The sequence below is a fragment of the Massilia sp. 01N417 genome (assembly GCF_056399645.1).
The window spans coordinates 92566-112845 of the sequence record NZ_JBFTRS010000012.1 but is presented as its reverse complement, the minus strand read 5'-3'; the positions used below and the strand labels follow the sequence as shown (position 1 = coordinate 112845).

At 65.4% G+C, this 20280-nt stretch carries 11 protein-coding genes and 1 pseudogene; 3 read left to right on the top strand and 9 right to left on the bottom strand.

Going from position 1 to position 20280, the window contains the following annotated elements:
- Positions 1-7: 7 nt before the first annotated feature.
- The 9 genes and pseudogenes from AC1DOQ_RS14565 to cqsA all read right to left on the bottom strand — a co-directional run bounded on the left by AC1DOQ_RS14565 (position 8) and on the right by cqsA (position 16838).
- Positions 8-2134, bottom strand: a complete 2127-nt coding sequence (locus AC1DOQ_RS14565; RefSeq protein WP_477365262.1) for an Ig-like domain-containing protein — start codon at positions 2132-2134, stop codon at positions 8-10.
- Between the two features lie 10 nt (positions 2135-2144).
- Positions 2145-3509 (bottom strand): multicopper oxidase domain-containing protein, encoded by a 1365-nt coding sequence (locus AC1DOQ_RS14560; RefSeq protein WP_477365259.1) that lies wholly within the window; start codon positions 3507-3509, stop codon positions 2145-2147.
- Positions 3506-4735, bottom strand: coding sequence for a multicopper oxidase domain-containing protein (locus AC1DOQ_RS14555; protein WP_477365256.1), 1230 nt, complete (start codon positions 4733-4735; stop codon positions 3506-3508). Before AC1DOQ_RS14555 ends, AC1DOQ_RS14560 begins: the two co-directional genes overlap by 4 nt.
- Positions 4736-4766: 31 nt before the next feature.
- Positions 4767-10583, bottom strand: a complete 5817-nt coding sequence (locus AC1DOQ_RS14550; RefSeq protein WP_477365253.1) for a choice-of-anchor Q domain-containing protein — start codon at positions 10581-10583, stop codon at positions 4767-4769.
- Between the two features lie 615 nt (positions 10584-11198).
- The gene (locus AC1DOQ_RS14545) at positions 11199-12005 is read right to left on the bottom strand and encodes a sensor histidine kinase (protein ID WP_477365250.1); all 807 of its coding nucleotides are present in this window, start codon (positions 12003-12005) and stop codon (positions 11199-11201) included.
- A 268-nt stretch (positions 12006-12273) separates the two neighbouring features.
- Entirely contained in the window at positions 12274-13830 is a 1557-nt protein-coding gene (locus tag AC1DOQ_RS14540) for a fatty acyl-CoA reductase (RefSeq protein WP_477365247.1), read from the bottom strand.
- Between the two features lie 3 nt (positions 13831-13833).
- The gene (locus AC1DOQ_RS14535; protein WP_477365244.1) at positions 13834-14850 is read right to left on the bottom strand and encodes a DUF2156 domain-containing protein; all 1017 of its coding nucleotides are present in this window, start codon (positions 14848-14850) and stop codon (positions 13834-13836) included.
- Positions 14847-15503 (bottom strand): annotated as a pseudogene (locus tag AC1DOQ_RS14530) (class I SAM-dependent methyltransferase); the annotation flags it as partial. The gene AC1DOQ_RS14535 and the pseudogene AC1DOQ_RS14530, both read right to left, overlap by 4 nt.
- A gap of 96 nt (positions 15504-15599) precedes the next feature.
- Positions 15600-16838 carry an alpha-hydroxyketone-type quorum-sensing autoinducer synthase gene (gene cqsA, locus AC1DOQ_RS14525; protein WP_477365241.1) on the bottom strand — a complete coding sequence of 413 codons (1239 nt, stop codon included), beginning with the start codon at positions 16836-16838 and terminating at the stop codon, positions 15600-15602.
- Between the two features lie 186 nt (positions 16839-17024).
- Between cqsA and AC1DOQ_RS14520 the strand changes: the two genes are divergently transcribed.
- Genes AC1DOQ_RS14520 through AC1DOQ_RS14510 form a run of 3 tightly spaced genes read left to right on the top strand, consistent with a single transcriptional unit; the run spans position 17025 to position 20279 of the window.
- Entirely contained in the window at positions 17025-18395 is a 1371-nt protein-coding gene (locus AC1DOQ_RS14520; protein ID WP_477365238.1) for a sensor histidine kinase, read from the top strand.
- Position 18396: 1 nt separating this feature from the next.
- Positions 18397-19398 carry a response regulator gene (locus tag AC1DOQ_RS14515; RefSeq protein WP_477365235.1) on the top strand — a complete coding sequence of 334 codons (1002 nt, stop codon included), beginning with the start codon at positions 18397-18399 and terminating at the stop codon, positions 19396-19398.
- A 44-nt stretch (positions 19399-19442) separates the two neighbouring features.
- Entirely contained in the window at positions 19443-20279 is an 837-nt protein-coding gene (locus AC1DOQ_RS14510) for a DUF1906 domain-containing protein (protein WP_477365232.1), read from the top strand.
- Position 20280 lies beyond the last annotated feature (1 nt).

The following is a 20280-nucleotide window of genomic DNA, read 5'->3' as shown; positions in this document are numbered from 1 at the left end:
CCGCCTCCTAGTTCACCTGGACCGTCACGACGGCCCATCCGGTGCCGTTGGTACTGCCCGACTCCTTGCCGAGGCGGTCCTTGACGCGGTACTCGAAGGTGTCGGTTCCCGTGAAGTTGTAGCGCGGCGTGTAGGTGACGCCGGCCCCGCTGAGCGTCGCCGTGCCGCCCTGTGAGGTCGTAGCGCTGGAGCCGCCACTGCCGCCGCTGCCCGGCTGGCGCACGCGTGCCACCGCCAGCGGCAGCTGGTTCGCCGCATCCATGGTGGCGCTGTCGGGATCGGTGTCGTTCGCCGCCGGGGCCAGCGCTACCGGCACATAGGCGCCGCTGCCGGAAGTACGGCAGGCGGAGCCAAATTGATTGCGCACGGTGCAGCGCGGCGCGGTGAAGGCATCCGCCATCGCCACCGGTGCCCGGTTGTCGATGACCTTGATCGTCACCAGCGTATCGGCGCTCTGGCGCGCGGTGGCGCCGCTGCCCGTCTGGGCCCGGTAGGTCACGCGCACTTCGTTGGTGGCGGTCGACGAACTCATGGCAAGGCTGCCGTTCGCGCCGACCGTGACACGGGTCGAACTTGTATTGCAGTTGCCGTTGACGACCGTGCATTCCCTGATCTTCACCGCGCTCAGCGCCTGTCCGGCAGGCGCGCTGTCGTTGGCAAGCACGCCCGGGGCCGGGACCGACTGGGTCCCTGCGCTGGACGAGTGGGCGATCGCCGTGTAGGCATCCGCCACCGCGACCGGCGCGCCACCGGTCCCGCTCGCAGCCACCAGGGTGTAGGCCTGGTCGGCGAACAGGGTCGGCGTCACCTGGTCGGTTGCGCGCAGGGTCAGCGCATAACTGCCCGCCACCGGCGCAGGCCAGCTGACCAGTCCGGTTGCCGGCGCCACGTTCATGCCGGCCGGCGCGCCGCTCAGGCTGTACTGGACGGCGTGTCCGGCGCTGCCGGTGGCATGCGCGGCATAGGTGTAGGGCTGGCCGACGGTCGCCGTGGTCACCGGCGCCGTATCGAAGACCGGCGGCGCCGCGACCGCGGGCGCCACCGCCAGGCGGAACTGCATGCCGCCGTTCGGGTTGCCGTTGCTGGTATCGTAGAAGCGGCTGTCGAACACGGCGAACCTGAGCGTATCCTGGGTACTGCTGCTCACCGGCTTGAGCAGCACGTCGAGCGTCTTCGCCGGCGGCAGGAAGGCCGTGTATTGCTGGCGCGGATTGCCCAGGAAGGGCACCGGATTGCCGTCCTCCGCCACCACCTGCCAGTACTGGCCATTGATCGTCGGCACGTGCGATTTGAGGCCCGCATTGACGAAGCGGATCAGCAAGCTGCTCCCCGCCGGCACGCCCGGGGAACCGGGCGCCAGAGTGGGAATGTCGAGCGGATCGAGGCCCTGGCCGGGAAAGGGCGTGCCGTTGATCAGGAAATACTTCGGCTGGTATTCGAGTGTACTGCCGGGGCCGCCCTTCCCGCCATAGGTGCCTGCGGCAACCGCCGCATGCATCGCCGGGTCGATCTCGCTGTAGACCAGCGTGACCTGGTTGGCGTACACGATATTGCTGCCGCCGCTGCTGTAGGCGACCTTGCCGGCGCCGGCGTCCTTGGTCATCGCGCCGTACAGGCCCATCTGCACCTGGACCTGGGGATGGGTGCCGCTGCTGTACAGGTAGGTGCCAGGGCGGACGCTGGCCCAGGTATAGGTGGCGGTGCCGCCGCTCGCCGCCGCTTCGCGGTCGAAGGAACGTACGCGCGCCGTCGTGTTGCCGGCCGGCCGCGCACCGGTATAGGTCGCGCCGCCGTCGGGCTCGAACCAGACCGGCTGCATGCCCTCCTGCTTGACCTGGCTGGCGATGACCAGCGAGCTGGGTTCGGGCAGCGTATTCGTCAGGTGGACCACCAGTCCCTCCCCCGGCGGCACGTTCAGGGCCGGGCCGGGAACCGTGACCGGCGCATTGCACCCGGTCGGCGCCGTACTGCCGGTGCCGCACAGGGCATAACCCCACATCGGTACGCCGGCGATCGTCGTGGTCCCCGTCTGCAGCCAGTATTCCGCCGCGCCGGCGGAACCCCACCCGCCCAGTCCGGCAAGCGCCAGCAGCACGGCCGCGGTGTGGACCCGCATCAGTCGATTCTGTTTCATGACCGTCCCCTCACTCAGTGATCGCGACGTCGGGTGCTTCGATGATCAGGAAGGTCTTCATCCCGCCAGGAAACACATTATTGGTCGTGATTTCCTTTTCATTGTGCGAATGCCAGATATGGAAATAGCCGCCGTTCTCGCTCAGGCCGGGGTGGCCCTGCGGCAGGACGCCGAACTTGCCCAGGTAGGGACTGCCGCTGTAGTACTCGCCGTAGGCCACGTCCTGCTGGTTCGGCAGGATGACCGGGAAAGCCTTGCCGTGGTCGGCGCACCATTCGTGAGTCGGGCTGTATCCGCTCGCGTCAGGCACGCAGGTATGGGCATTGTCGGTGCCATAGATGTCCCAGCCGATGCCCTTGCCGGTCCACTCGAAGATCAGGTCGGCGGTCTGGCCGGGGATGCTGCGGATCGTGAAGTCCGGCGAGGCCAGGTCCGGGCCGCTGCCGGGCGCGCTTTCCAGCACCCTCGCATCGCGCGCCAGCGGCTGCATGTGGGCGCCGTGATGGTGGAAAGGATGGAGGTCGCGGCCTGCGTTGAGCTCCCGCACCAGGACCTTGTCGCCGGGATGCATGATCGGCGCGGCGTTATACGGCTGGTTCGGCAGCCATGGCACGCCCGCCGCCAGCAGGGTGTCGGGCGCGTTGCGGCCATTGATGAACCACATGGTGGCGAAGAAGGCCGACGTATCGACGCTCACCGGCTGGTGGTTGCGCACCTGGTTCGCCACGGTGTCGTGCATGGCCGCGTCCATGTCCGTCAGCAGCAGCAGGAACTCGCGGTCGAATTCGGTCCCGGCCTGGTTGTAGGCCTTGCGCGTGGCCTTCGCGGACGGATCGAATCCGGCCGGACGGACGATCAGCGCGCCGAGCAGGCCCATTTCGACTTCCAGCGACGGCTGGGAGCCGCTGTGATACAGGTAGGTGCCCGGCTGGCCGGCGACGAAGGTATAGCTGACGCTGCCATTGCGCCCGGCTTCCTTGGTCAAGAGACCGTCCGCGCAGGCCGGCGCGGCCGCCGCGCAGGTCGCGCTCACGCCGATCTGGCCGGGAAAGATAACCGACACCGGAAGTCCGTCGACCGGGAGCTGGTTGACCAGGTTCACGGTCACCGTATCGCCCTGCTGGACGATCAGCGTGGGGCCGGGATACTGCATGATGCCGGTGGCGGCGTCGGCATAGCCCCAGGCATAGACGGTGTTGCCGTCGCCGGTCACGAGGTTGGCGTCGGTGGCGACCAGGTTGAAAGTGCGCGGGCTGGCCGGGGTTCCCGCTCCGCTGCCGCTGATGCCGTCGATCTTGGCCTGCGCATTGCCGGCCAGGCCGGCGATGCAGAAGCCGACCGCGGCGGCGCGCCGCGCCATGTTGGCGATGTTCATGTCGCATCTCCCGTGATCACGATCTCCGTCATCATCCCGCCGTAGTCCTGCTCGTTATTGCTGAGGAAGTTCAGGTTCGTCGTATAGAAGAAATAAGTCCCGGCCGGCACCGCCGACGCGTCGATCATCACCTCGACCGACTCGCCGCCGCCCAGCGTCACCGAGGCCGTGTCGTAGTACAGGTCCTTGCCGGTGGGCCCGCGCAGCTGGCGCGCGCCAGCGCCCACCACCGTCATCGGCAGGCCATGCGCGGTAACCGTGTAGTAGTCGGCCACCCCCAGGTTCGACAGCCGCAGCAGCAGGCGCGAGCCTTCCGTATTACGGTTCAGGGTCACCAGCGCCGTCGTCTTCTGCGACTGGAAACTGGTGCCGGCGGTATAGGGGTCGACCTGGGTCGGCGGCAGCGGATTGGGATTCACCGTGTCCGGATAGCCGCGGCCGTTGATCATTGGGTAGATGGTCTTGATCTCGTTGAAGGGAATCGGCTGGATCGCGAAATCGGCTTCGTGGGTCGCCGTGTCGAACGCGGTCAGCTGCAGGGCCACGGCCTTGGTGTAGCCGGTCGAGCCGTCGCCGTCGTTGTACACGAACTTGGTATAGGTCTTGCCCTTGTAGGTCTTGCTGGTGCCGTCCTGCCTCGGCTTGACGAACAACTGGCCCTGCATGCCCATCTCGATGTGCTCGGTCGCCTCGACGTGGCAGTGGTACATATAGGTGCCGGGCTCGTTGAGGTTGTAGAAATAGGTCACGCTGGCGCCCATGTTGACCGTCAGCGCTCCTTCCGGCACGCCGTCGAAGATCGGCGCCTGGTTGGCGAAGCCGTGGAAGTGGACGCTGTGGGTATCGAACAGGTCCGGCCGCGCCACCATGCCGACATTGCTCAGCGTGAGGTAGAACTTGTCGCCTTCGTTCAGCTCGATCAGCGGCGCCACGAAATTGGCGCGCGCCAGGTTCAGCACCACGTCCTTGGCCAGGGTGCCGGTTACCTCGTCGAAGCCGAAGGTGTACATCTGGCGCCCATCGGCCATGGTGACGAAGCCGTCGCCGCCGGTCAGGTGCTTGCACACCGTGTTCGGTGGGCGAACTTCGCTGCCGGTCCACCTGGCGTCGCCATTGGTGTCGCCAGGACACTGCACGAATACCCCGGCCCGGGCGGCCCCGGGCAGTGCGGCCAGGGCCGCCAGCAAGGCCGGCCCACCGAGTTTGCTGATGATCTTCACGTTCACGATACGCTCCTTCACATGGGACCAGTTGGCATCAGGGGACGGTGCCGCCGGCGAAGTCGTCGATCCGGGCGTTCCCCGGTTCCGCGATGCCGATCCGTCCGGCGCCGGCTACGAAGGCGGTGGCCCCTGTCGTCGGCAGGGTCGCGCTTCCCAGCAGGGTCGGCACCCCGGCCTGCACCTTCCATACGTTGACGACGCCGGCCGCGGTGCACTGGGCCAGCAGCGTGTCGCCCGCCGCCAGCGTCACGCCGCTGGCGAGCGTGGCGGTGTTGGCGAAGGACAGGCCGCCGGTGGTGGTGGTATCGACGATGACCGAACCTGCGTTGTAGCGGACCCTTACGTAGCTGGGATACGTACCGAGCACGAAGTTGCCGGATGCCTTCAGTAGCAAGCCGACGCCGTTGAGCGTACCAGCCCCCAGGGTCAGGGCCGCAGCCTGGTTGGCGCCGAACTGCGCACTCCAGAACGCCGTTCCGGGCAGCAGCGCGCTGGCCGCCTGCTGGCTGTTCACCCGGATGGCGGCGGCGCCGAGCAGCACCGCCTGATTCCAGCTGGCGCCAAGGGTATTGGCGTTGGCGCGGTTGAAGTTGTCCAGCAGGGCCACTTGCGGCGCCGCCGCCGGCGGCCCCGAGCTTCCGCCGCCGACCTCGTCGGCGCCGATGTCGATCTTCTGCGCGGTTCGGGTTTCGCCGTCGTAGTCCACCGCCGGGACGCCGTTCGACCCGGTACGGCTCAGGCCCTTGTCGATCGCCGGCGAGGATGCCTGCAGGTGGTAGTCCCCGAACAGGCTGCAGTTGGCGGCGCTTTGCGGCGATTTCACCTTGCCGTCGCTGCCCATGCAGTTCCAGAGGGTCAGCGGGCCGTAGCGGATATCGATGTAGTTGCCGCCCTCGTCGCTGGTCGCGGCGGTATCGATCGTCGTCGAGAAGCCCGGAATGAAGGGCGTCGGCTTGCGGTCGCCGTTCGGGTAGTTCGCCACGAACAGCGGATCGACCGCCAGGTTGCCGTTGTTGTCGTAGCCGCCGGTTCCCAGCAGGGCCGACAGGATGCTGTGATCCGGGCTCAGCTTGTCCTTGCCGCTATCGACGTACTTGGCGCCGAAGCTTCCCTGGTTCGCGCTGCCGATGACGGCAAGGTCGACGTAGACCGGATTCGAGCCCATCGGCGAAGCGGTGTTGCAGCCGCCATTCGCGGCGGCGTCGAACAGTCCGAACTCACCTGCCCCGGTGCCGGTGATGGCCCAGCAACCGGCACGGTTGTGCCACAGGATGTTATTGGCAAGAACCGGCTTGGAGAACTGGTACTGGGTGCGCTTGTTCCCCTGGATGGCCGCGAGCAGGCCGGCGCTGCTGCCTTGCGAGACCAGGCCGGCCGGCTGCGGGCTCGACTGCGGGTCGCCAGGATGGGCGAAGGCTTCCTGCGAGGTGGCCGTCGTGTCGTTGAAGGCGATCGTATTGTTCGAGGCATTCACCTTGAGCGCATCGACGATCGCCACGCCGCCGCCGGCATAGCCGGAGACGTTGTCGACGATGATGTTGTTGACCATCGTGACGCTGTTCCAGCTGTTCTCGTTGTTGGGCGCCCGGCTGACGTCCAGGCCGTTGACTTGCGCCAGCCGTACGCCGCCGCCAGCCCCGGATCCCGCATTGTTACCCTGGATCAGGTTCTGCTGCAGGCTGACCGAACCGGTACCGGCCGACAGGGCGCCGGCATCCACCGGTGGCGCGCCGCCGATGAACACCCCGCCGCCGGTGGAATTGGCCGCCTGGTTGAAGACCTGGTTGAAGATGATGCGGTTGTTGGCGATCATCCCGCCGTCGGCCAGGCCCAGCTGGGCGACGCCGCCGCCATGGCCCAGGCTGAAGTTGCCGCATACATGGTTGTTCACGACCTGGTAGTTGCTGGCGCCGTTGCCCAGGCTGATGCCGCCGCCGACGCCGGCTTCGGTGCCGCCGTTCTGCACCACCCAGTTGTGATGGATGTTCGCATTCGGATCGACCGAGTCGGTATAGCCGCCATAGACCGTATTGGTCTGGTCGAGCAGGTCGACGTGGCCGATCCGGATACCGCCCGCGTAGGTGCCGGAATTGCCGACGATGCGGTTGTTTGCGATCTGCACGTTGCGGCCATAGCCGCTGACCAGGATACCGCCACCGCCGTCCGCGCCGGTCACGGTCAAGCCGTCGATGCGGGCCGGATTGGTCGCATTGAAGTGACCGTTGCCGGTGCCGCTCGATGCCGCCTTGCCGACCACCAGGATGCCCGGCGCTTCGTCGGCGCCGAACAGGATCGGTTCATTGTCGCTGAGATTGCCGCCCAGCGACTGGCCCGGCAGCAGGTCGAAGGTCCGGTTCGGACCGGCGTTCAGGGTGTTGACGCCGGTGTCCGGATCGATCACCGGCGGGTTGGCCGGCCTGGCGTCGATCTTGCGGTCGATTAGGTTACGCCATTTCTTGAGCGTGTCGTTGGCCAGCTTGGCGGCGTTGATCATGGTCGACATGGCGCCCCAGCCCTGCAGCTGTACCTTCTTGTCGACGATGACCGGCGTGTTATAGATGCCCGGCGGGACGATGATCAGGTCGCCGTCGTTGGTGGTCGGCGCGTCGATGACGGCCTGGATGCTGCCGCCGGCGGGCACGTATTTCGGGGTCGCCCCGCCCACGGTCACGGTCAGGCCGACCGGCGAGACCACGCCGGCGCGGTAGACCAGCAGCTGTCCGGTCGCGGCGTTGGCCGGCACCGTCACGACCAGCACGTCGTTGGCCCAGTTGCCCACCACCGGCAGTTCGACGCCGTTGAGGGTGACCTTGTTGCCGGCGTTCGGCGCACCGAAGCCGAAGTCGCGCTTGATGAGACGCGCCGAACCGTCGTTCGGATCATAGTAGGGGTTGAGCACGTCCATGCTGCCGGCCGAGACGATGGTCAGCGTGCGCGTGCCCGTTGCCGGGACCCAGGGTCCGCTGTTGCCGTTACCGGTGACGCTGTAGATCATCGGCACGCCGTCGGCGAATTCGCAGTCGACCGGGTTCTGGGACGGTCCGGCGAAGGCCGCCACCGGCACCACCGGAGTATCCAGGTAGGTCGTCTTGCCCGGCAGGTACTGGAAGGTATAGCAGAACTGGCTGTAGCGGCGGTCGAAGTACGGGTCGATCACCATTTTCGGGCTGCCGTCGGAATTCCTTGCGCCGCTCGGGTCGGGGATCGGCCCCGGGGAGTTCATGCACGAGGTCATCATGCTCGGCGAGACGCCGGATGGGAATGGCGGATTGATCGTGAAGGTCGACGGCACCAGGAAGTTGAAGGAGCCGAATTCGTCCGCGTACACGCGGCCGACCTCCCGGCCGGTCCAGTCGAGCAGCGAGACGGGCAAGTGCGGCGGCGCGTGCTTTTCACCGAAGGTCGGCGCATTCACGTCGAACTCGCTGGAGAGGTCGTCGAGGATGAAGCCGACGCCATGGCCGGCGACCGGCGCTTCCGTGTACAGGTAGAAGTTGGGCGCGGGATTGCGGCCCGGCTGCATGTCCACCAGCTTCATGTCGCACTTCTTCCAGGTCTGGCCGGCAGACTTGTACATCGGATTCGACTGCTGCTGGTGCGGGAACAGGGTCAGGTACTGCGGCACCGGCAGGTCGCGTCCGACGCAGGGGAAAGGCTCGGCCTGGGGCGTCGGCGTGATGACGTCGCCGAACACCACGTTCTTGTCCCCGTTACCCTGGTGGAAATATCCCGGGGGCGCGACGGCTTCCACGACATACTTCACGTTCGGCAGGTTGGCCTGGCCCGCCACGCTGCCGAAGGCATAGCCGCCATCGAACACCGCCGGACGGGCCTGGTTCCAGTTCCGCAAGCCGTCATAGCAGTCGAGCGGCTTGCCGGCATCGGGGCCATACGGCACCTTGTACTTGTCGCCCGGGCATTCGGAAGGCAGCGCGTCGTCCCAGCCGTCGGTCTTGCCGAGGCCGACATAGGGCTGACCATTGTTGTCGGGATCGGCGCCCCATTTGACGACGTCGCCGTAGCTGAACTCGTCTGCGCCACCGCTCCTGCTGCGCTTGACGTCTTCCGGGCCTTTGAGCGGCACTGCGGAATTGCAGGACGCCGGGTCACGCCAGCAGAACGGGTAATTGTCGACATCGGGCGGGTCGTACACATAACCGTTGCTGCTGAGAGTGGGATTGGAACCGTCGCTCTCGCTGCAGGTGCCGTTGTTTGCCGCTGCCGGCTTGTCCGGCTTGCCGTCGCCATCGCAATCCAGATACAGGTTGACCTGCACGCGCGGGATGCCCGGCTCCCAGTTTTCCGCGGTCGCATTCTTCGGATCGTCTTCCGCCCGCGTGATGCCATACTGGACGATGCCGGCGATGCCGCCATTTTCCTGACCGGCATAGGCTTTCTTGCCGTATTCAATATGGTTGGTCTGACCCAGGAAAGCCTGCATGCCTTCCAACAGCACGACGCCCTGCTCCACGCGGTAGGGCATGGTCTGGCCTTCGGATTGGCACAGGGTGGGACTACCGGCGGAATTCGCGGTAACGTCTTCCTTGGTGCAGGTGTAGAGCTGCGGCGTGAGGCGGTTGAAGGACGGCGTCGTCCAGCCGTTATGGGCCGGCACCGCGCCGCCGGCGTCGACGACGATGGTCGCGCCGGTCGCCTTGAAGCGGGAATAATCGACCTCGCCGATCATCCAGTTAAAGAACGGGAAGAATTCGTTGAACTTGAACTCGCCCTTCGAGTCGGTCAGGGTCGACTGGTAGATGCTGCCGTCGCGAAAACGGATATTCATCACCTGGTTGGCGATGCCGACTTCGTTCGCGTCCGGGAAACCGTCTTCGTTCGTGTCGTAGAACACCTTACCTTCGTAGCGCGCAAACCAGTTAAAAACGGGGACGTTGCCCAAGGCCAGGCTCGTGGCGCCCGGAGCGACCGTGACCGGCGCCGTGGCGATGATCAGGTCCATCGCCTCGTCCCATACCACCAGTTCCCAGGTGCCGGCCGGCACTTTCGGGATCGAGAAGGTGCTGTCGGCATTGCAGGGCGTCGCATACAGGGCGCGCCGGGTGCCGGTCGACTCGTTCAGTCCGACCCAGCATCCCGGAAACGGTGCGCCGTCATGGAAGCTGTAGTCCGGCGGCCGCGAATTATGGATGTTGACGATCTTGCCGGTGATGGTGGCATTGCCGTTCAGGACCGGCGTCGTTCCGTTCTTGGCCAGGAAACCCTTGTGCGTAAAACCGGTGAAGACGTGGTGCCCCGGGGGTCCGAATTCCTGGAAAAACGGTGGTTCGCCATTTCGAACCCAGGCGTCGTCGCCCTTGGTACCTTCGATGGTGGTGGTCTGCTGCCAGTCGGTGCCGGTCGGCGGCACCACCTGCACCGTATATTTTGCGGGGAACAGGTTGCGGATATTCGCCACGCCATCGGGGCCCGACTTGATGATCCCGCTGCCGCGCACCAGCATCACCGGCTTTCCGCCAACATCATAGCAATAGCCTGCCACCGCCGTTTCACCGGCCGCGCAGGCAGTCTTGTAGGTCGTGCCAAGGGGGTTGCCGAAAGCATCCTGCGTGACCTGGCCGCCCGAGGCGCCATAGGTGCCGCCGGCCTCCGTCAGTAGGATGGTGAAGCCGGCAAGTCCCTGTTCCTGCGGCAGGTCGGGGGCGGCATTCAAGGGACTGTTGTCGTTGAAAACGAATACCGAAATCTGCGCCGCGGGCAGCGGATATTTATTCACGTAAACCGTGACCGAGCTGGCGCCGGCGGGAATCGCCGCGCCGCCCATCGCGTATCCGTCATCCGGCAGGATCGAGATGTAGTAGCGCTTGGCCGGATCCAGTTTCGGGAGCGGCATGTATTTGCGGTCCGGGTCGAGGCACGCTACCGAGTCGGTAGCGGTACAGTCATTCCCTGTCAGCGGCGTACCGTCGACGGTTTTACCTGCCGCAATTACCGGCATGTAACTGGAGTGAAAGCTGAAGGAATAATTGTCGCGCGTCGCGTGTTGCCCGGGCACCGAGTCCTTGCTGACGTCCTGCTCGATGGTCCAGCGATAACTCTTTACCTCGGTAACCGCGCCGCTGGGATCGACTCCCTTGACCGTTACCTGTAAAGGATTCGTTTGCGCCTGTGCAAAATTACACAGGATGGCCAGCAAAAGCGACAATGCCGTCGACAGCAGGCATTTCGCCCTTCCGGGAACCGCGCCGAAAAACGTAAGCATATCCATGTTCACTCCCCAGGCACCCTTTAGTTTTATGAAAGCCGATTTGGACAAATACAGCGCCGTTTAACAATGGCTTCACGAAACCAGTATGGCGGAAGGAATCCAGCGGCACAGGGAGGCGAAGAGTGCAGTTGAAAGGGAGGTAAACTACGCACGCGGAAGCGCAATACAAGGTAGGGGAACTACCGTCCCAGAAATGAAAATGGCCGCAATGCGGCCATTTTTACTTATGGATCGGGGCCATCAACAGAGTGGTGTGATACTCCATTCCACGCCGATCCTGGTCCCTTTTCCCGGGCTGCTCGTGATCTCGATTGCACCGCCCGAATCGTGAACGCGGCGTATCATGCCGACAATGCCTGAGGACAGGCCGCGCTCGCGCATACACGACTTTGGCATGCCGGCGCCATCGTCCGCAATCACCAGAGACAAGTGGCGGGCGCCTGCAGAAAATGCCACCGTCAGAAGATGCGCATCGGCGTGCTTCAGAACATTGTTTACCGCCTCCTGCAGGATGCGGAAAGCGACGATCCGGAGTTCGGAAGGCACCTCATTGTCGCTGACCGAGATATCGGCGTCGACCTGCAGTTGCGGACGGGCTTCGCGCGCTTCTCTCAGGATGAAGGAAATACTCGCAACCAGGCCCAGGTCGTCCAGCATGGACGGATACAGGTCCATGACCGTGCGATGCAACTCGTCGATGGCATGGCGCGCGCTCGAACATGCGTGATCGAGGGCGATCCCGAGCGCAGGCATGAATCCACTACAACTCGCAGCGGTTGCCTTTGCGCTACGTAATTCGATCGCCAGCATCGTCAGTACTTGTCCGAGTCCATCGTGCAGGTCCGCGGCAATTCGTCTCCTCTCTAATTCTTGAATTGTAGAAACACAGTCGATCCATTCTCCTCCGTCGTAATGCTGAACTTCCGAAAAAGATACTCGCTGCTTCTCTCCTTTTGACTTCCTTGATCGGGAAATGTGATTCGGACCCTTATGGTTTGCACGTCGGCTAATTAATAGGTCCGTAAAGTCTATTGAGTAATCTCCCATCTCGTTCCCCTAGGCCACTCGGCATTTTTAAGTATTGGTCAACTCATTACTGCGAATCCATGTTACTAAAGATCGGCAGGTAATCCGTCGTAAATATGCCTCGACATGGCATTTTTTTTGCTTCACGATAACTTCACAATTACATGAGGGAAATGTTTTCGAAATTAATGTGCTGCTTTTTCAGCTGAATGGGCAAAAAAAAATCCAGCCGGCGGCTGGATTCAAATATGCGGCAACGTGGAGCCAGACTTGCCTTCGCCGGCAGGTCTCAAGCGGAATCGGCCACCGGCACCGGATAGGTGTGGGTTTCTACTGCGGTATCGCTGGCGTCCGTAGCGCTGCCGGCCGCCCTCGCCTCCTTGCGCTTGAGCGCATAGCGGTTCAGTCCCGCCATATGCACCCGGCATAGATAATCCTCCCAGTCGATCAGGCGCGGATCGACCGGATAGATCGCCCGCCCCTCCTGGCCGAAGCGCGCCGCCAGCGCCATCAGGCCACGGTTGTCGAAGCGGTAGCGCGGCTGGGCATAGAACGAAAAGGTGATCGCCAGCAGGCGGGTGGTACGCAGCTTTTCCATCGCCGGGGTCGCGCCGGGCTGGCCGGCCAGGCGGCGCAGGCCGCTCCAGGCCAGGGCGCCCAGCGCCACGCCGGCCATCGCCAGCCGGAAGCGCAGATTGCCGACCACCCGGAAGTCCTGCTTCGGCTCCTTGTGGAACAGCTTGTCGTACTGGCGCCAGTTGCGTCTGGCCTCGTGCTGCAACAGGCGGATCAGGTCCCCGACCAGGATCGGGTTCGAGGCGCCGCTGCAGCACTGGTAGATGCGGTGGCCCGCCGGCCGCGCCAGCGCTTCGGCGGCCGCCAGCAGGATGGCGTTGGCCACCAGGTCGGCCGGGATCACGTCGATGATGCCCTGCGGGCGCGCCGGAAAGAAGCTGGTGCGGCCGCGCGCATACGCCAGGATCACGGCGTCGGCCACCTTCACGCCTTCCAGCCAGCCCGGCGCCGGATCGCGCAAGGTGCTCTCGATGATCGAGGGCCGCACGATGGTCAGCGGACGGCCGCGCATGCCCTGCATGGCGAGCTGCTCGCCCATCCACTTGGTGAAGGTATAGGTGTCGTTCCAGCCGTGGCGGTTGGCTTCGCGGATGCCGAGCGCGGTCAGCTCCCGGTCCAGCACCTGCGGGTCGGTATGCCGCGCCTTCACCGCCTCGATCCGGCTGCGCAGGCGCCCGGCCAGGGCCTCGATGTCGTGCCGGCCCTCCTCGTCATGCTCGATGGCGGCGCGTCCGGCCGGCGCGGCGCCATCTTCGAGGATGTCGCCGCGGCGGTAGCCGTTCACGTAGCAGGTCGAGACCTGCACCAGCGGCGCACCGGCCGCGCGTGCCAGCGCCGTCAGCTGCCGCAGGCTGAGAGTGTTGATGTCGAGGGCCTCGTCGAGCGGTTCGCGGAAGTTCACGCTGGCCGCCGCGTTGATCACGAGGTCGGTGCGCGCGGCCAGTGCCCGGAAGCGTTCGGCGCCGAGGCCGAAGCAGTCCTGCGTCACCTCGCCGGTCACGCATTCGAGCCGTTCGTCGAAGAAGCGCTCCAGCCAGGGGCCGCGCTCGGCGCGCAGGGTATCGAAGATCGAAGAGGTGGCAACCTGGCGCTGGAAGCGTTCGCGCGCATTGCCGCCGTCGCCGCCGCGGATCAGCAGGATCACGCCTTGGATCTCCGGCACGGTGCGGATCAGCTTTTCGAGCACCACCTTGGCCAGGAAGCCGGTGGCGCCGGTCAACAGGATGCGCTTGCCGGACAGGGCGGCCGGCACGCTCAATTCGTTGGTCATGGTTCAGATGATCCGGGTGAGGCGGAACATGGCCGTCATCGCCAGCGCCGGCATGGCGTTGCGGTGGCAGCAGTAGGTCTTCTCGATGCGGCCCTGGAAGCGCGACTTGGCGAATTCGAGGCCCTTGAAGTTGTACAGGAAATCCATGCGTTCACGGATCAGGGACATGGTGGCGCGCAGCACGCGCGACTCCTGCGGCTCGATTTCGGCATCCACCTGCAGCGGCACCAGTCCCAGGTCCACGTAAGGCACGCCCTCTTCCCGGAACACCGCCAGCGCATGCGCCATCAGCGCATACCACAGGCCCTGGCGGAAGTTGGCGGACGAGCGCGAGATGTTCGGCACATAGCCGGCCAGGCGGCCGTCGCGGTAGATCGGATCGAAGAAGATGAAGCCGACCGCCTCGCCCCCGGCGCCGTAGGCGTAGAAGTAGCGCGTGCCTTCGCGGTAGTCGATGATCATCGGCCGGATCAGGAAGCGGATCTCGTTGTTCTTGCAGCGCCGGGTGCGGATCCAGGCTTCGGAGATGCGCTTGACGTCGTGGTCGAAGCCGCCCTCGCGGATCTCGATGCCCTGGCTCCTGGCGCCGTTGACGGCGGTGCGGACGATCTGCTTGCGCGCGCCGCGCAGGCTCCAGTCGGACAGCGCGATCTTCGATTCGCTGCCGAACTGGGTGCCGTAATAGCCGTGGCGTCCGTGCAGGTGGTCGACCACCGCCTTGCTCACCTGGACGAAGACGGCGCGCGGAAAGCGCTCCAGGAAGCGGTCGATCAGCGGCGCGCGCTGCTCCGGCGCGCATACCGGATCGGCGAGCGCGAACTGCATGCCCCAGTACTGGGCATAGGCGATGTAGCCGACGCCCGGCAGCTCGAAGTAGGCCATGTCCGGCTGCATGGTCGAGAAGGACATAGGGTGGCTGCCGTAGTCCTTCAGCCAGGCCACGCGCCGGGCCAGCTCGGCGTGGGCGTCGGCGTCGGCCGGTGCGAGCGGCCGGGTGAGCGCGAGAGCGGCGTCGCTCATGCGAGGTCCGGCTTCTCGCCCAGCACCGACCAGTAGCAATCCAGCAGCAGCAGCTTGTAGTGCTTCTGCTCCTGCACCCGCAGGCCGAGCCTCTTCATCCACTCGGGATAGTTGTAGATATTGTGGAAGGCGTTGCCGGCAAACAGCCAGAAGAAGCCGACCGCGCCATACCAGTACAGGGTCTTCACCAGCCGGCTCAGGACGTTCCCGGTCGGGAAGGAGAAGTCGCCGACCACCACCCGCGCGCCCGGCCGGCCGAGGCGGATCAGGTGCTGCAGCACCTTCACCATCATGTCTTCGTGGAAGACGTTGAGGAAGAAGTTGGCCACCACCATGTCGTAGCGCTCGTACTCCTCGACTTGCATGATGTCGCTGTGGACCTGGCGGATCGTGACCTGCACGCCCTCTTTCGCCAGGTTGGCCTGGAACTTCCTCAGCATGGTCTCGGACAGGTCGACCACGGTGACCTCGGCCCCGCGGCGCGCCGCGTAGACCGCGTCCCTGCCGTGGCCGACGCCGGCGAACAGCACCCGGTCGCCCGGCTGCAGGCGGTCGAGCATCGCGACCTTGCACTTGTGGATCGACTTCCCGCTGTAGAAAGCACTCAGCCAGTCGTAGATCGGCCCGACGAACCTGTATTTGTCGCTCACGCTTGTCTCCTTCTTGTCTTTTGTATAAGCGTAAGCGAAAGCGTCAGCCCTCCACGATTTTGTGCCTGCCTTTAGGAGCCAACTTTCTGGCCTTCCGAGTCAGTGCACGCGGCGCCGGCGGACGGTCGAGGTCCAGTTCTCGAGGTCGACCTCCTCGCGCATCTCGGCGCAGGCGCCCAGCAGCTTGGCGATCTCGCGCTTGGTCAGGCCCGAGTTCAGGGTCAGGCGCACCAGCGCGCGGTTCTTGGGCGTGGCCGGGGCGCAGAACACGGCGCCCTGGATGCCGCGGTTTTCCAGCGCCTTGCGCAGCACCAGGGTCTTCGGCTCGGTCCCCACTTCGAGCGCGACGATCTGTTCGCTGCCCTCGTCCACGCAGTAGCCGAGCCGTCCCAGGCCGGTACGCACTTCCTCGGTAATGCGGCGCAGGCCGGCCCGGCGGGCGTCGGCCTGCTCGACGAAATCGATGGCGGCGTCGAACCAGACCAGCTCGTGGTTCAGCAGGCAGGAGCTGAAGATGGCCGGGCGCGAGGCCGACAGGAAGTAGCCCTTGAAGCGGCTCGAACAGGTGATGATGCCGGCGCGGCCGGCGAAGGCCTTGGCCAGCGAAGCGGTGCGGAAGTGCACGCGGTCTTCCAGTCCGGCGGCGATCACCAGGCCGGCGCCGCGCGGGCCGTGGGTGCCGAGGGAATGCGATTCGTCGACCACCAGCACGCTGCCGGTCCTCTCGGCCAGGGCGACCACCTCGTGCAGCGGGGCCAGGCTGCCGTCGGTGCTGTACAGGGCGTCGACCACGATCACGCCGGCGCCGTGCTTGTTCAACTGGCGCTGCAGGTGGTCCATATTGTTATGCAGGAAAGGCACGGCCTTGGCGCCGCCCAGCTGGACCCCGTCCCACAGCGAGGCATGCGCCATGATGTCGAGGTAGACCGGCACGCCCGGCTCCGCGACGCTGTGCATCAACCCGACGTTCGCGGCCCAGCCGGATTGCGCCAGCACCGTCTCCTGGGCACCCATGAAGTCGGCGAACTTCTCTTCCAGCCGGTGCTGCCGGCTGCCGGCCTGCAGGTAGACGGCGGACATCAGGTTCTGACCGTCGTTCCCCTGCAGGGCGCGCACCTGGGCCTGGAGCAGCGCCGGCTCGTTCGCCAGGCAAAGGTAATCGTTCCCGGCCAACATCACGGCACCGGGTCCCTGGCGCTTCCACACGTGGACGTGCTCGCCGCCCATCAGCTGTTCGATCCGGTTCACATGGTGTTCGTCCATCCGGCGGGTGACGAAGGCGGGCATGCGCAGGCCTGCGGGGCGGACATTGTTTTGGACTTTGGTCAGTCGTGTCATTTTTTTATCTCCAGGAAAAGTTTCATTGTGTCCATACGCAAAAATTCAGTTCAGCTTATCGACGCACCCTTGACCGAGATCAATCACGTCGGAGCGGTTTCCTTCAAGCTCAACGAAAAATTGAGTGAGATCAATTGCGAATTGACAAGAAGCGAAAACAGACGGTCTACGACCGGGAGTTGCCGAGTGAAGAATCTGCTGTACAGAAGCATCGCGAACATCATTGCGCCGATCAGGATGCGTTATCGGCTGACCCGCCCCGCCTTGCTGGCGTGGCTGCTGCGCCAGGACCAGTTGCAGGAGCATGCCGTGGTGCGGCTGCATTTCCTGGCCTGGGTCGGCTGCATCGGCATGCCGGCGTACTACCTCATCTGGACAATGTGGTTCCCACAAAAGTTCGAGAGCCCGGGCCTGCGGATACTCGGTTTTGTTCTATGCCTTCCAGCACTATTGTTCCCGCGCAAAATCAAGCGAAACTGGCTGCGCTCCTACGAGTTCATCAGCGTCACCTATGTCATGCCCTTCTTTTTCAGCTACATGTTCCTGATGAACCACGGCTCGGCCGTGTGGGGCGAATCCCTGCTGCTGGCGCTGATCCTGCTGTTCCAGTTCGACTCCCTGTGGGCGCTGCTGTCCTGCAGCGCCGGCGCGCTGGCCGCCTGCCTGCTGTACGTGGTGCTGGGCGATCCGAACGCCAGCAGCGACTTCCACGCGCTGCCGCTGACGCTGGAGCAGGCGCCGATCTATCTCTTCACGATCGTGATCGTGGCCCTCACCAGGATCGGGCGCCGGCTGCTGGCGAGCGAGAAGCTGGCCGGCATGGCGCAGGCGCTGGCGATGGTCTCGCACGAATTGCGCACGCCCCTGATCAGCATTTCCGCCAACGTGCGAGGGATAGCACGGGCGGTGGCCGGCGCCGAGGAAGGCGTGCCGGAGGCGCTGGAGCGGATCGGCTTCGAGGTGCGCCACATGAACCAGATGATCGACTTGTTCCTGATGTCGGCGGCGGCCATGAACCAGCAGCTGGCGCCCACCGAGCGGGTCTCGATGGCGGAGCTGGTGAACGGCGTGATCAAGCGCTATCCCTTCGTCAGCGAGGAACAGCAGCGCCTGGTGAGCGTGGTGGTGCGCAGCGACTTCGCCTTCCGCGGACGCCAGGAACTGGCCTCGGTGGTGCTGCTCAACCTGCTCCGGAATGCCCTGAAGGCCCTGCAGCGCGCCGGCAAGGGGAAAGTGCGGATCATCGTCGACGGCGCCCGCAGGCGCCCGCGCCTGCTGCTGATGGACAGCGGCTGTGGCATCCCGGCGCGCCAGCTGCCCTACATCTTCGAGCGCTTCTATTCCTACCCGGCGAACACCGGCGCCGGCATCGGCCTGGCGCTGTGCAAGGACATCGTGCACGCCTGGCACGGCAAGATCCGCTGCCGCTCGCGCGAAGACCTCTACACGGTGTTCGCGCTGGAGTTCCCGCCGGCGCGGCGCGCCGCCGACGCGTCCCCGGCGCCGCGTTCTCCCCAGGCAATGAACGACCGAGTCGAACGAGTCAGCGAGGCCTAGCATGAACCTGCCGATCTACCAGCATCCCACCATGACCGTCCTCGTGGACGACAGTCCCAGCTTCCTGCACAGCCTGCGCTTCCAGCTCGGCGCGAGCTTTCCCAGCATCGGCTTCAGCGACACCACCGCCGCCATCGCCTGGCTGCGCCAGCACGGCGCCGCGCCCGCCGCCCTGGCCGGCCTGCTGTCGCCCAGCGTCGACACCTATACCTTCGCACCGCAGCCCTACAACATCGCCCTGCACGTCGAGCAGGTGTGCGGCATCCGCCGCCACGCCCAGCGCTTCCTGACGCCCTCGGTGCTGGTGGTCGACTATGCGATGCCGGGCATGGACGGGATCCAGTTCTGCGAAGCGGTGCGTGACCTGCCATGCCGGAAGATCCTGCTGACCGGGGTCGCCGACGAGCGGGTCGCGATCGAAGCCTTCAACCGCGGCCTGATCGACCGCTATGTGCGCAAGAGCGACGCCCACGCCCTCGACCGCCTGGAGGAGGAACTCACCCAGCTGCAGGAGGACTTCTTCCTGGCCCAGTCGGAAGCGTTGCGCATGCTGCTCTCGCTGCACGACTTCAGCTTCGTCAACGATCCGGCCATCGGCGGCCTGGTGCGCGAGCTGGGCGCGCGCCACAAGATCGTCGAGCACTACCTGTTCAAGACCCCGCCCGGCTTCCTGATGTACGACCGCGACGCCCGCCCCTGGCTGCTGGCCGTCGAGACCGAGCAGAGCATGAACGCCCATTTCGAGATCGCCCTCGACGGCGGCGCCCCGGCCTCGCTGCTGGAAGCGCTCGGCCAGCGCCGCGTGGTGCCGAACTTCAGCGACGGCGACGGCATGTATTCGCCGGTGCGGCACAAGGAATGGCACCGCTTCACCGCGCCGGCCCAAAGCCGCCATGGCCGCGAGCTGTATTACTGGGCCATGTTCCCGCTCGACCCGGCATTCCTGGACGGGCCGGTGGAGTCCTTCTCGAACTTCCAGCGCCGCTATCCGGGCAATGCCTGAGCCGGCGCCGCCATCCCATCACAACACCACCAAGGAGACCACCGATGCCCACCCTGCCCCGCAAGGCGCCCGCCGGGCTGCTGCCGGCCCTGTTCGCCGCCGCCCTGTTCGCCACGCCGTCCGCCCAGGCCTATCCCGGCGGCGGCGCGGCCTTCAACGGCCGCGGCTTCGACACCTGCGCCGCCCCGTCCACCTCGCAGATGCAGGCCTGGTGGACGAATACCCCGTGGAGCTTCGTCGGCGTCTACATCGGCGGCGCGGTGCGGGCCTGCTCGCAGCCGAACCTGAGCGCCACCTGGATGAACACCACCAACAGCCAGGGCTGGCGCCACTCGCTGATCTGGGTCGGCCCGCAGGCGCCCTGCACCACCTTCTCCAGCCGCATCAGCTACGACACCGCCACCGCCTACCAGCAGGGCAAGGACGAAGCCCTAAAGGCCTACAATGCCCTGACCGCCCTCGGCGTGACCAACAATGCGGCCGGCACGCCGGTCGTGTACGACATGGAAGGCTATGCCAACGACGCCTCCTGCAAGGCCGCGGTGAAGCAGTTCCTGCAGGGCTGGGTGGACCAGCTGGCGGTGGCGCCGGCCCAGGCTTCCGGCGTCTATGGCTCGGCCTGCAATACCTGGTTCGGCGACCTCGCCACCATGGCGCGGCCGCCGCAATTCATCTGGGCCGCGAACTGGGACGGCAACCCGTCGACCTCGACCCTGTCCTGCGTCGCCGGCACCTTGTGGTCGAACCACCAGCGCCTCAAGCAGTACCAGGGCGACCACAACGAGACCTATGGCGGCGTGACCCTGAACATCGACAGCAACTGCGCCAACGGCCCGCTGGCCCCGACCGGCGGCCTGAATTCCGCCAGCGTATGCAACTGAC